The sequence below is a fragment of the Bradyrhizobium sp. MI1.7 genome, from assembly GCF_055811795.1.
On sequence record NZ_JBVVPO010000053.1, the window covers coordinates 1 to 12,560 of the forward strand.

At 64.7% G+C, this 12,560-nt stretch carries 12 protein-coding genes; 3 read left to right on the forward strand and 9 right to left on the reverse strand.

Annotated features, from left to right (window positions below):
* Positions 1 to 123 precede the first annotated feature (123 nt).
* From AC0L3X_RS34250 to dnaK, 7 genes are all read right to left on the reverse strand, one after another.
* Positions 124 to 1,425 carry a calcium-binding protein gene (locus AC0L3X_RS34250; protein WP_231143746.1) on the reverse strand — a complete coding sequence of 434 codons (1,302 nt, stop codon included), beginning with the start codon at positions 1,423 to 1,425 and terminating at the stop codon, positions 124 to 126.
* A gap of 409 nt (positions 1,426 to 1,834) precedes the next feature.
* On the reverse strand, positions 1,835 to 2,137 hold the full coding sequence (locus AC0L3X_RS34255; protein WP_063980243.1) for a DUF1330 domain-containing protein: 303 nt from the start codon (positions 2,135 to 2,137) through the stop codon (positions 1,835 to 1,837).
* Between the two features lie 73 nt (positions 2,138 to 2,210).
* Positions 2,211 to 2,924 (reverse strand): orotidine-5'-phosphate decarboxylase, encoded by a 714-nt coding sequence (gene pyrF / locus AC0L3X_RS34260; RefSeq protein ID WP_063980244.1) that lies wholly within the window; start codon positions 2,922 to 2,924, stop codon positions 2,211 to 2,213.
* Positions 2,925 to 2,930: 6 nt separating this feature from the next.
* Positions 2,931 to 3,509 carry an NADPH-dependent FMN reductase gene (locus AC0L3X_RS34265; protein WP_063985970.1) on the reverse strand — a complete coding sequence of 193 codons (579 nt, stop codon included), beginning with the start codon at positions 3,507 to 3,509 and terminating at the stop codon, positions 2,931 to 2,933.
* A 57-nt stretch (positions 3,510 to 3,566) separates the two neighbouring features.
* The gene (locus AC0L3X_RS34270; RefSeq protein WP_028148799.1) at positions 3,567 to 4,166 is read right to left on the reverse strand and encodes a class I SAM-dependent methyltransferase; all 600 of its coding nucleotides are present in this window, start codon (positions 4,164 to 4,166) and stop codon (positions 3,567 to 3,569) included.
* Positions 4,167 to 4,254: 88 nt separating this feature from the next.
* The gene (dnaJ, locus tag AC0L3X_RS34275; RefSeq protein WP_063980245.1) at positions 4,255 to 5,382 is read right to left on the reverse strand and encodes a molecular chaperone DnaJ; all 1,128 of its coding nucleotides are present in this window, start codon (positions 5,380 to 5,382) and stop codon (positions 4,255 to 4,257) included.
* Positions 5,383 to 5,627: 245 nt separating this feature from the next.
* Positions 5,628 to 7,529, reverse strand: a complete 1,902-nt coding sequence (gene dnaK / locus AC0L3X_RS34280; RefSeq protein ID WP_028148797.1) for a molecular chaperone DnaK — start codon at positions 7,527 to 7,529, stop codon at positions 5,628 to 5,630.
* A gap of 394 nt (positions 7,530 to 7,923) precedes the next feature.
* Between dnaK and AC0L3X_RS34285 the strand changes: the two genes are divergently transcribed.
* Together AC0L3X_RS34285 and pncA are read left to right on the forward strand one after the other, a co-directional pair.
* Entirely contained in the window at positions 7,924 to 8,865 is a 942-nt protein-coding gene (locus AC0L3X_RS34285; RefSeq protein ID WP_063980246.1) for a hypothetical protein, read from the forward strand.
* Between the two features lie 138 nt (positions 8,866 to 9,003).
* On the forward strand, positions 9,004 to 9,726 hold the full coding sequence (gene pncA / locus AC0L3X_RS34290; protein WP_028155509.1) for a bifunctional nicotinamidase/pyrazinamidase: 723 nt from the start codon (positions 9,004 to 9,006) through the stop codon (positions 9,724 to 9,726).
* A 152-nt stretch (positions 9,727 to 9,878) separates the two neighbouring features.
* Here the strand turns inward: pncA and grpE are convergent, their stop codons facing one another.
* Positions 9,879 to 10,484: a nucleotide exchange factor GrpE gene (gene grpE / locus AC0L3X_RS34295; RefSeq protein ID WP_063980247.1), complete on the reverse strand. Its 606-nt coding sequence runs from the start codon at positions 10,482 to 10,484 to the stop codon at positions 9,879 to 9,881.
* Between the two features lie 96 nt (positions 10,485 to 10,580).
* Positions 10,581 to 11,669 (reverse strand): heat-inducible transcriptional repressor HrcA, encoded by a 1,089-nt coding sequence (gene hrcA, locus AC0L3X_RS34300; protein WP_063980248.1) that lies wholly within the window; start codon positions 11,667 to 11,669, stop codon positions 10,581 to 10,583.
* Between the two features lie 168 nt (positions 11,670 to 11,837).
* On the opposite strand from hrcA, the gene rph reads away from it, so the two are divergent.
* A complete protein-coding gene (rph, locus tag AC0L3X_RS34305) occupies positions 11,838 to 12,551 on the forward strand; it encodes a ribonuclease PH (protein WP_014490830.1) in 714 nt (237 codons plus the stop codon).
* Positions 12,552 to 12,560 lie beyond the last annotated feature (9 nt).

Sequence of the window (12,560 nt, forward strand, 5' to 3'; positions counted from 1 at the left end):
CCCCCCCCCCCCCCCCCCCCCCCCCCCCCCCCCCCCCCCCCCCCCCCCCCCCCCCCCCCCCCCCCCCCCCCCGCGCCGCGGGGGGGGCCCCCCCCCCCCCCCCCCCCCCGCTACTAGTCGGCGCTAGACAACGTCAACGGCCGTATAACCGGCGGCAGTGTTGATTTCGGCGATCGACTCGAACGGTGTCGCGCCGCCCGTGATGCCATCGAGCTGGATGGCGCCGAAGCCGAAATCCAGCACGGTGTTGGTGCCGTCGTCGTCCACTACCACTGTAGCCGGGTCAAAGCCTGGCGGAGCGTCGACAACAACGGCATCGCCATCGGCAAAGCTGAGATCGGTGACTTCATCGTTGCCGAAGTTCGTAGCTGTGTTGTCGCCGAAATTGTGCGTATCGGTACCAGCACCGCCCGTCAGCACATCATCGCCGAGTCCACCGTTGAGGACGTCGGCGCCATTGCCGCCGGACAACTCGTCATCGCCGTTACCGCCGTTCAGGGTGTCATTGCCGGCGCCGCCCGACAGGATGTCAGCCCCAGCCCCGCCGTTCAGGACATCGGTGCCGTCGCCGCCATCGAGCGTGTCATCTCCGGCGTCGCCGTCGAGCGTGTCGTTGCCGGTTCCGCCGCTCATTTCGTCATCACCGGCGCCGCCGCTCATGGCATCGTTGCCCGCGCCGCCGGCCATCTCGTCGTCTCCGGCATCGCCGAACATCGTATCGTTACCGGCGCCGCCGTCCATGATGTCGTCGCCCGCGTCGCCGTGCATGGTGTCGTTGCCATCGCCACCGTTGAGCGTATCGGCGCCCAAACCGCCGTTCAGGATGTCGTCACCGGTACCGCCGTTCAGCAGGTCATTGCCAAGTCCGCCGTTCAGCGTGTCGTTGCCGGCATCGCCATTCAGAGTGTCATCTCCGAATCCACCGTTGAGTAGGTCGTTACCGTCGCCGCCATTCAAGACGTCATTGCCGGCGTCGCCGCTCAACGTATCGTCGCCGGCGTCGCCCCACAGGGTGTCGGCACCCGCGCCGCCATGAATGTCATCATTGCCGTCGCCGCCGTGGATGCCGTCGTCGCCGGCGTCACCAAAGAGCTGATCAGCGCCGGTTCCGCCATCGATGGTGTCGTTGCCCTGGTCGCCGTGGATGATGTCGGCGCCGGCATTTCCGTTCAGCGTGTCGTCGCCCGCGCCGCCGTTGATCGTGTCGTCGCCGGCGCCACCGGTGATCGTATCGATACCGGCATTTCCATCAAGGATGTCGTTGCCGGCACCACCATCGATGGAATCATTGCCCGCGCCGCCGCTTACGTCATCATTGCCGTCCAGGCCAGTAATGGTGTCGTTGCCTTGAAGGCCAAAGATCTGATCGTCTACATTCGTGCCAGGCAACACATCGTCGCCTGCTGTTCCGATGATCAGTGCCATGATCTTCACTCCCTTTGCATGGAAATGCGCGATGCGGGTCGCCTTGCGGCCCGTCACGGACGTCGCAGATTTCGGGTTGGCTTGATGCCCATCACCGATCGATGTGGGCTCCGATCAAGCAACCTTGGATGAAACGAGAGCGATCCAGCAATCCCCATTTGGGGACAAAAGAATACGGCAAGCTGGTGGACCCAATGACGGCCACGGTCTTCGTCTCAGGCGCGAACGACCCTCAGGCGTTCAAGCGAATGAGTCCGTCAAGGTGATGCAAGATGATGTCGACGTGAGTGCGAGCGGAGATGTCCGCGACGCTCTCCTGATCGCGTGCGATGATCGCACGCGCGTGCTGTCCGCGAGAGCCGGATGATGCTCGCGTCAATCCAGGATAGGTTCTCGCGACGATCCGTCTTCAGGGCTGCGGGCCGTCATAGCCCTCGATGATGATGAGGTCGGCGATGGAGTGCGGCTGGCGCACCTTGATGTTGGCCTGGTATTCCGGCGAGTTGTAGCAGGCGATCGCGGTCTCGTAGTCGGGAAATTCAATCACGACGTTGCGCGAGCGGCTGGCGCCTTCGACGGTGGTGAACTTGCCGGCCCGAACGACGAAGCGGCCACCCCATTTCTTGAAGATCGGACCGTTGGCGACGGCATAGGGCTTGTAGCCCTCGTCGCTGCTCACATCCACGCGCCCGATCCAGTAGCCCTTTGCCATTGTTCTTCTCCCTGTTTGTCGGTCTCTATCTAAGCATGATCCGACCGGAAAACCGCTGCGCGGTTTTTCCGAATCATGCGCCGAGCGCCTGCGCGATCTCGGCCTGGATGGCTTCAGCGATCGCCTTGGGGTCGGCGGCTTCCACCACCGGCCGTCCGACGACGAGATAATCGGCGCCCGCGGCAATTGCGCGGCCGGGCGTCATGATGCGTTTCTGGTCGCCGCTCGCAGAACCCGCCGGCCGGATGCCGGGGGTGACGAGGCTCATCTGGTGGCCGACGATCTTGCGCAAGGCGCCGACCTCCTCGGGCGAGGACACCAGCCCGTCGACGCCGAGCACCTGCGCCTGCTGCGCGCGCGCTTCGACCAGCTCGGAGACGCTGAGCCGATAGCCGGCCGCATGCAGATCGTCGTCGTTGTAGGACGTCAGCACCGTGACGGCGAGAATCTTCAGGCTCGCGCTACCGCGGCCTTCGACCGCGCCCTTCATGGTCTGCGGATAGGCGTGCACGGTGACGAAGGTAGCACCCAGCTTGGCCACGCTCTCCACACCACGCGTGACGGTGTTGCCGATGTCGTGCATCTTGAGGTCGGCGAACACCTTCTTGCCCTTGTCGGCGAGCTTGCCGATCAGCGGCAGGCCGCCGGCATAAGCGAGCTGATAGCCGATCTTGTAGAAGGTGACGCTGTCGCCGAGCCTTGCGATCATCGCCTCCGCGGCGTCAACGCTGGGAAGGTCGAGCGCAACGATCAGGCGGTCCTTCGGGGCGATCTCGGCTGGCGTCATGTCACCTCACATCATGCGTTGGGAAATGTCGATCAATTGCCGCGCCAGCTCCTTCAACGCGGCGATGTCGCCCTCGTTCTTGAGCCTGTCCATATCGTCATAGGCCTGGTCGGCAAAGGCGAGCGTGAGCTGGCTGGCAATCACGTTGGCGTGGCAGGAGGTCAGGATCAGCCGCAACGCCTGGAGCGCACGGGCCGCACCGAGCCGGCTCTGCGAGGCGCCGGCGAGCGCGAAGGCGCGGTTGCGAAACACGTCGCCGCGCGTCTCGTGCAGCTCATGTACGCGGCTGACCCAGTCGATCGCGTTCTTCAGCAGCGGCGGCACCGAGGCGTTGTATTCGGGCGAAACGATCAGCACGCCATGATGCGCGCCGATCATGCGCTTGAGATTGATCGCGTGCTTGGGCACGCCGGACTTGGCCTGGAGATCGCCGTCGTAGATCGGCAGCGGAAAATCGGCGAGCGAGATACGGGTGACGTCGACGCCGGCCTGGGCGAATTCATAGGCGGCGACCGCCGCCAGCTTCGCATTGTGCGAGCCGGTGCGCAGCGAGCCGGGAATGACCAGGATTTTGGGTGCGGACATCCACTTCCATGCGTTCGGCGAAACGAGTCCGCCGCGCAAAAGGGAATGCCGACGGAATTAGTCCTTGCGATACACCCAGACGCGGGCCGGCGGAAGGTTCATCCAGATCCGTTCCGAGGCCTCTGTGGACACGCCGGGCAGCGATTTCGGGATCGGCGGCACCACCGCATAGGTGAACTGCACGAAGGGCGCGCCCGGGGTCAGCGCCGCGAAGGCGTCGCGGACCAGCCGGAGCCGCGTCAGCATCGGTTTTGTCACGAGCGGCAGGCCGGAGACGACGGCGGAGGCCGGCGCGCTGAGCACGTTCCAGAGCGTGTCGCGCAGGCGATAGGCATCGCCCTGCACCACCTTGGCTTGCGGATAGCGGTCGCGCAGCAAGGCGCAGAAGCCGGGATTGTATTCGACGAGGACGAGGCGCTTCTGGTCGACGCCGCGCTCGACCAGGGCCGAGGTGATGGCGCCGGTGCCGGGCCCGAGCTCGACCACGGGTGCGTCTGAGTTGACGTCGACGTAATGCGCCATGGTCCGGGCGAGCAGCTTGCCCGAAGGCATCACTGCACCCATGTGCAGCGGCTTTTCGATCCACGACCTTAGAAAGCGCACCTCGTCGTCGAGACGGGGCTTCTTCAACGCACGCGCGGACGATGGCAATGGCATGTCGGGACCGGACGGGACCGCGGGACCGCGGCGTGTCAGAAAATGGTCATAAACAGGTATAGGCCGAAGGCGATACGGTCAAGACGAGTCAGGTCGCCCGATTACTGAATAGATCCTTGACCTTGGCGAAGAAGCCGACGGATTCAGGCTGGGTATTGCCAGAGGAGAGCTTTTCGAATTCCGCCAGCAATTCCTGCTGCTTCTTGGTGAGATTCTGCGGGGTCTCGACGGCAACCTGAACGTACATGTCGCCCATCTGGCGCGAGCGCAGCACCGGCATGCCTTTTGATGCAATGCGGAATCGGCGGCCCGACTGGGTTCCGGCCGGCACCTTCACCTTGGTTTTGCCGCTGTCGATGGTCGGCACCTCGAATTCGCCGCCGAGGGCGGCCGTCACCATCGAGATCGGCACCCGGCAGTGCAAATCGGCGCCGTCGCGCTGGAAGAGCTGGTGCTGGGCCAGCGACAGGAAGATGTAGAGGTCGCCGGGCGGGCCGCCGCGAACCCCGGCCTCGCCTTCGCCGGCGAGCCTGATCCGGGTGCCGTCCTCGACCCCCGGGGGAATGTTGACCGACAGCGTCCGCTCGCGGGTGACCCGGCCCTGGCCGGAACAGGACGGGCAGGCATCCTCGATCATCTGGCCGCGGCCCTGGCAGCTCGGACAGGTGCGCTCCAGCGTGAAGAAGCCCTGCGACTGCCGCACACGGCCGGCGCCGCCGCAGCTCGAGCAGGTCTTCGGCTTGGTGCCGGCCTTGGCGCCGATGCCCGAGCAGGCCTCGCAGGTGACCGAGACCGGAATCTCGATCTGCGCGGTCTTGCCGCCAAAGGCTTCCTCGAGCGTGATTTCCATGTTGTAGCGCAGGTCGGCGCCACGCTCGCGGCCGCCGCGGCCGCGCTGCCCGGCCATGCCGAACAGGTCTTCGAAGATGTCGGAGAAGGAGGAGGCGAAGCCCGCACCGAAACCGGCGCCGCCGCCGCCCTGCTCGAAGGCCGCATGGCCGAAGCGATCATAGGCCGCGCGCTTGTCCTTGTCCTTGAGGACCTCGTAGGCCTCGTTGATTTCCTTGAACTTGACTTCGCTGGTGTCGTCCCCGGGGTTGCGGTCCGGGTGGAATTTCATCGCAAGCTTGCGGAAGGACGATTTCAGGACGGAATCGTCGGCAGTGCGTTCGACTTCGAGCGTTTCGTAATAGCAGCGCTTGGTGGACGTGGACATGTTGAACTCGGTCTATCCAATCGCGATTCAAGTCGGAGCGGAACAACGTCGCCAGGAGACGATATAGGCAGCCCTTTGCTTCGCGGCAGAGGGCGGCACGGCGACGTTCATCATAACGGCTGGGAATTGATCGATCGTAACGGGGACACACCCCGCCGAGCCCGACACGACGGCCTCCCCCGTGAGGGGGGAGGCCGGTAGCGCGTGTGGGGTCCAAGCCGTCCGCATCATCACCCTCTTGGGGATCAGGCGGACTTCTTGTTGTTCTTGTCGTCGTCGACTTCGGTGAATTCCGCGTCGACGACGTCGTCCTTGGCCGCATCCTTCTTGGCGTCGGCCTCGGCCTGCTGCTTGTACATGGCCTCGCCGAGCTTCATCGAAGCCTGGGCCAGCGTCTGGGTCTTGGCCTTGATCGCCTCGGCATCGTCGCCCTTCAGCGCTTCCTTGAGGTCGCTGACGGCATCCTCGATGGCGCGGCGCTCGGGCTCGGCGACCTTCGAACCGTGCTCGGCGAGAGCCTTTTCGGTCGAGTGCACCAGGCCATCCGCCTCGTTCTTGGCGGTGACGGCCTCGCGGCGCTTCTTGTCCGCCTCGGCGTTGGCCTCGGCGTCCTTGACCATCTTCTCGATGTCGGCTTCCGACAGGCCGCCGGAGGCCTGGATGCGGATCTGCTGCTCCTTGGCCGTGGCCTTGTCCTTGGCCGAGACGTTGACGATGCCGTTGGCGTCGATGTCGAAGGTCACCTCGATCTGCGGCATGCCGCGCGGAGCCGGCGGAATGCCCATCAGGTCGAACTGGCCGAGCATCTTGTTGTCGGCCGCCATTTCACGCTCGCCCTGGAAGACGCGGATGGTGACCGCGTTCTGGTTGTCCTCGGCAGTCGAGAACACCTGGCTCTTCTTGGTCGGGATCGTGGTGTTGCGGTCGATGATGCGGGTGAACACGCCGCCCAGCGTCTCGATGCCCAGCGACAGCGGGGTCACGTCGAGCAGCAGCACGTCCTTGACGTCGCCCTGGAGCACGCCGGCCTGGATCGCGGCACCGATCGCCACGACTTCGTCCGGGTTGACGCCCTTGTGCGGCTCCTTGCCGAACAGCTGCTTCACGACTTCCTGGACCTTCGGCATGCGCGACATGCCGCCGACCAGAACGACTTCGCCGATCTCACCGGCGGTGACGCCGGCATCCTTCAGCGCCTTGCGGCAGGGCTCGACCGTCTTCTGGACGAGGTCGTCGACCAGCGCCTCGAACTTGGCGCGGGTGAGCTTCATCGTCAGATGCTTGGGGCCGGTCTGGTCCGCGGTGATGAAGGGCAGGTTGATCTCGGTCTGCGTCGTCGACGACAGCTCGATCTTGGCCTTTTCAGCGGCTTCCTTCAGGCGCTGCAACGCGAGCTTGTCGTTGCGCAGGTTGATGCCCTGCTCCTTCTGGAACTCGTCGGCCAGATAACCCACGAGGCGCATGTCGAAGTCTTCGCCGCCGAGGAAGGTGTCGCCGTTGGTCGACTTCACCTCGAACACGCCGTCGCCGATTTCGAGAATGGAGATATCGAACGTGCCGCCGCCGAGATCGTACACGGCGATCGTGCCGGTCTTGGTCTTGTCCAGACCATAGGCGAGCGCGGCCGCGGTCGGCTCGTTGATGATGCGCAGCACTTCAAGGCCCGCGATCTTGCCGGCGTCCTTGGTCGCCTGGCGCTGGGCGTCGTTGAAGTAAGCGGGAACGGTGATGACGGCCTGGTCGACCTTCTGGCCGAGATGGGCTTCCGCGGTCTCCTTCATCTTCTGCAGGATGAACGCAGACACCTGCGAGGGCGAGTAGGTCTGGCCGTCGGCCTCGACCCAGGCGTCGCCGTTGGAAGCCTTCACGATCTTGTACGGAACGAGCTTCTTGTCCTTCTCGACCATCGGGTCGTCGTAGCGGCGGCCGATGAGGCGCTTCACTGCGAAGAACGTACGCTCGGGATTGGTAACGGCCTGGCGCTTGGCAGGCTGGCCGACGAGGCGCTCACCGTCGTCCGTCACGGCGACGATCGAAGGCGTCGTGCGCATGCCTTCGGAATTCTCGATGACTTTGGCGTTCTTGCCATCCATCACGGCGACGCACGAATTCGTGGTGCCGAGGTCGATCCCAATGACCTTTCCCATGGTCCTGATATCCTTGTTTTTGCGGCAGGTTGGCTGGGCCCAAGAGGCACCCGCTCCAAACCCCCTAAGATCAAACATCCGCGATATTGCGATGGTTGACGCTCATATAGGAGGGGGGGAGGGGCCCGCAAGGACCGAACGCAAGTTTCGGCCATGAAAACATTGGGTTTTGGAAGATCATATCCGGGCTCAACCGCCCTTGCGGGTGATGAATTATTAACAGGTTCAGGCGTCAGCCGGCCCCCGCCACCGTGATCTGCCCGCCCTGTTACCGGCGGGCCAAACCCGTTAAAAGGCGGGCGGCCGGACCGCCGCCATCAAGGCGGCTTTGCGCGACAAAGCGGCCCAATGGCCGACCATCGAACGGCCTCAATGTGAACCAATCAGAGTGCCCATGAAGCTCATTCGCCCCCTCGCCGCGCTCGCCGTCCTCGTCGCCACAGCGCTTCCGGCCTTTGCGGCCGATGCCGTTTTCCCGCCCGGCCTGCGCCTCGGCATGGTGCCGCTGGTCGGCCTGAGCACGGCCAAGACGTTTCCGGGCTTCGAGAGCGAGGACGGCAGCGTCAAGGTGCTGATCACCGAGCTGCCGCCGGCGGCCTATGGGGAGGTCGTGAGCGCCTTCAATTCCAATCCCGGCGGCACCGCCGGCGTCAAGCAGGACAAGATCGAGACCCCCGCGGGTCTTGCCTATTTCACCATGGAAAGCGGCAAGGCCGGCGAGACGCCGGTGAAGCGCTACTCGATGATCGTGCCGGGCGCCGGTTTCTCCGGCTATGTCGCGGTGCAGATCCCGGAGAACGCAACCAAGATCTACACCGACGAGGCGGTGCGGCAGATGTTTGCGAGCGCCGTCACCCGCAAGCAGGTCTCGGCCGAAGAGCAGATCGGGCTGATGCCGTTCAAGATCACCGATCTCGCCGATTTCAAGGACATCCGCACCCTGGCGCCGGGCTCCAGCATCATCCTGGCCGACGGCAATGAGAGTTCGGGCTATGAATCCAAGCCGTTCATGATCCTCGGCCTGATCGGCGCCACCCCGCAGCAGGCCGACGACCGCGCCCGCTTTGCCCAGGAGGCCGCGCTCCAGATCCCCGGCGTGCGCGAATCCCGCGTCACCATGTCGGAGCCGATCCGCATCAACGGCCAGCAGGGTTTCGAGACCCGGATCGACGGCGTCAGCGGCAAGGACAAGACGCCCGTGACCGTGGTGCAGTGGATCCGCTTCTCGAGCGGCGGCGCCTCGCTGCGCATCATCGCCAGCGCCCCGCGCGACCAGTGGTCGGCCGCCTTCACCCGCTTCCGCGCTGTGCGCGACGGCATCCAGCCCAAGGGTTAGTCTCAAGGGTTAGTCTCAAGGGTTAGTCCAAGGGTTAGCCCAAGCGCTGGACAGAGCCGGCTGCATTTTCGGGCTTCTGTTCGTATACGAACGGAACTAGGCTTCCTTCCATTGGATCATCCTGGAGGGAGGCGAACGATGCTTGATCGACGACAAATCCTCGCGGCGCTTGGGACAAGCGCTCTCGTAGCCCTTGCTCCAACCGCGCTCCTTGCGGCCGCATCGATCAAGCCGGACGATGCCTCCGCGCTGCTCGTGATCGACGTGCAAAACTGCTTCCTGCCCGGCGGCAGCCTCGCCGTGAAGGAAGGCGAGCAGGTCGTTCCCGTCATCAACAAGATGGCGAAAGCCTTTGCGAACGTGGTGATGACCCAGGACTGGCACACGCCAGGCCACATTTCATTTGCGTCGGTGCACTCCGGCAAGAAGCCGTTCGAGACCGTCGATCTCCCCTACGGCAAGCAGGTGCTGTGGCCCGACCATTGCGTGCAGGGCACCGACGGCGCCGCGCTGTCGAAGGATCTTGCGATTCCGCATGCCGAGCTCATCATCCGCAAGGGTTTTCACAAGGACGTCGACAGCTATTCGGCCTTCCTCGAAGCCGACGGCAAGACCTCGACGGGCCTCGCCGGTTACCTGAAGGGCCGCAAGATCAAGCGCGTCTTCGTCGCCGGCCTCGCGACAGACTTCTGCGTCGCCTGGACCGCGCTCGATGCGCGCAAGGCGGGCTTCGAGGTCTATGTGGTGGAGGACGCCTGCCGCGGCATCGACACGCAGGGTTCGCTCGCAAAAGCCTGGGCCGACATGGCCAAGGCCGGCGTGAAGCGGATTCAGTCCGCGGATATCGCGGTGAGCGCGTAAGCGGCACGAAAAGCTGCCAAACCCTCATCCTGAGGAGCGTGCTCCTTAGCACGCGTCTCGAAGGATGAAGGCCGAGCTGCAACAGCCGGGCCTGCATGGTTCGAGACGGCGCTGACGCGCCTCCTCACCATGAGGATCAACCAGTGCGCCGCTCAGTTCACTTCGTTGCTGTTCGCAGCCGGTGCAGCCTTCGTGCCGCCCTTGGCGACACCGACCAGCGCCGGGCGCAGCACGCGCTCGCCGATGGTGTAGCCGGCCTGCATGACCTGCACGACGGTGCCCGCAGGCACCGACGCATCCGGCACCTCGTACATCGCCTGCTGGAAGTTCGGGTCGAACTTCTGGCCCTGCGGATCGAACTTCTTGACGCCGTGCTTTTCCAGCGCATTGAGCAGCGAGCGCTCGGTGAGCTCGACGCCCTCGATCAGCGAGGTCAGGCCGGGATCGGCCGCGGCACGGGCCTCGGCCGGAACGGCATCGAGCGCACGCTGGAGATTGTCGGCGATGTCGAGCACGTCGCGGGCAAAGCCGGTGATGCCGTAGAGGCGGGCGTCGGCGACCTCCTTGGTGGTGCGCTTGCGCAGATTTTCCATCTCGGCCAGCGTCCGCAGCATGCGGTCACGCGCCTCGGCGGCTTCCTTCTGCAACAGCTCGACCGAGCCGGGCTCCGGATCGTCGGGCATGATGTAGGGTTTTGACACCACGGGCTCGTCGGTCGGTGGGGTAGTGTCGTCGGGCTGCCGGTCTCGATCGGTCATCGGCTCTCTTCTCGAACTCGTCTCAAGGGATTGTTGGCCCGGATATCGTGCCTAAGCTCACGAAAATCAAGCGCCCGTGATCGGAGGAAACGCCGGTCAGCCCCCCAGGAGGCGGCTGACGATGCGCGCGGCGTAGTCCACGGTCGGGATTACGCGGGCATAATTCAGCCGCGTCGGCCCGATCACGCCCAAAACGCCGACGATGTGGCCGGCGGCATCCCGATAGGGTGAGATGATGGTGGAGGAGCCTGACAAGGAAAACAGTTTGTTCTCCGAGCCGATGAAGATCCGCACGCCCTCGGCGGTCTCGGCGCGTCCCAGAAGGTCGATCACGCCGCGCTTGGTCTCGAGATCGTCGAACAGCAGGCGAACGCGCTCCAGATCCTCCAGCGCGTGCAGATCCTCGAGCAGGTTGGCGTGGCCGCGAACGATCAGCTGGCGGTCCTCGTTCTCGCCGCCGGACCAGCTCGCAATACCGGCCGAAATCACCTTCTGCGTCAGTTGGTCGAGTTCGGCGCGGGCTTCGCCGAGCGCGGTTTCGAGCTCGAGCCGCGCCTCGGCCAGCGTGCGGCCGCGAATCCGCGCATTGAGGAAATTACCGGCTTCCGTGAGCGCCGAGGAGGGAACTCCCGGCGGCAGCGACAACACGCGGTTTTCGACCTGACCGTCCTCGCCGACCAGGATCACCAGCGCCTTTTCGGGTTCCAGCCGGACGAATTCGATGTGTTTCAGCCGCGCATTGGATTTCGGGGTCAACACGACCGCTGCGGCGCGGGTGAGACCGGACAGCCGCGTCAGCGCCTCCGACAGCGCCGCCTCGACCGATTGGGCGTGACCCACCGACGTCAACTGGCTCTGGATCGACTGCCGCTCGGCGTCATTGAGGTCGCCGACCTGCATCAGGGCGTCGACGAAGAAGCGTAAGCCCAGTTCCGTCGGCAATCGGCCGGCGGAGGTGTGGGGCGCATAGATCAGGCCGAGCTGTTCCAGGTCGGCCATGACGTTGCGGACCGAGGCCGGCGACAGCGGCATCGCGATCAGCCGCGAAATATTGCGCGACCCGACCGGCTCGCCGGTCGCGAGATAGCTTTCGACAATTTGACGAAAGATGTCGCGGGAACGCTCGTTGAGCTGGGCGAGGCCTGCGCGCGGCGCGATCAGATGGATCGGATCGTGATGGGCCACGGACGGTAACTCCTCTCAGACGCTTATAATTTGTCCATCCCGGAGGGTTCTGACAAGCGTGGCGTTTGCGGGGTGGAAAACTGGGGGTGAAAAAGCCTTGCCGCCCACCCTCACCCCACCTACAAGCACCGCGAATAGCCCTTTTCCGAGAGTTTTGGAGGATTTCCCATGCGGCCAAGCCGCCGTGCGCCCGACGAATTGCGCCCCGTGACGCTGGAGCGCGGCGTGGTCAAATATGCGGAAGGCTCCTGCCTGGTGAAATTCGGCGACACCCATGTGCTGGTCACCGCCACGCTGGAAGACCGCCTGCCGCCGTGGCTGAAGGGCCAAGGCCGCGGCTGGGTCACCGCCGAATACGGCATGCTACCACGCGCGACCTCCGAACGCACCCGCCGCGAGGCCTCCGCGGGTAAACAAAGCGGCCGTACCGTCGAGATTCAGCGCCTGATCGGCCGCTCGCTTCGTACCATCGTCGATCTCGAAGCGCTCGGTGAGCGCCAGATCACGGTCGATTGCGACGTGCTCCAGGCCGACGGCGGCACGCGCACGGCCTCGATCACCGGTGCCTGGGTCGCGCTCGCCGATTGCATCAACTGGATGAAGGCGCGCAACATGATCAAGGCCAAGGTGCTGCGCGACAACGTCGCCGCGATCTCCTGCGGCATCTACAACGGCACGCCCGTGCTCGACCTCGACTATGCCGAGGATTCGGAAGCCCAGACCGACGCCAATTTCGTCCTGACCGGCGATGGCCGCATCATCGAGGTGCAGGGCACCGCGGAACGCGAACCGTTCACACAAGACGAATTCCTCGCGCTGATGGCGCTGGCCCAGAAGGGCATTGCCCGTCTCGTGGACTTGCAGAAACTGGCCGTCGCGTAGTCAATAGGC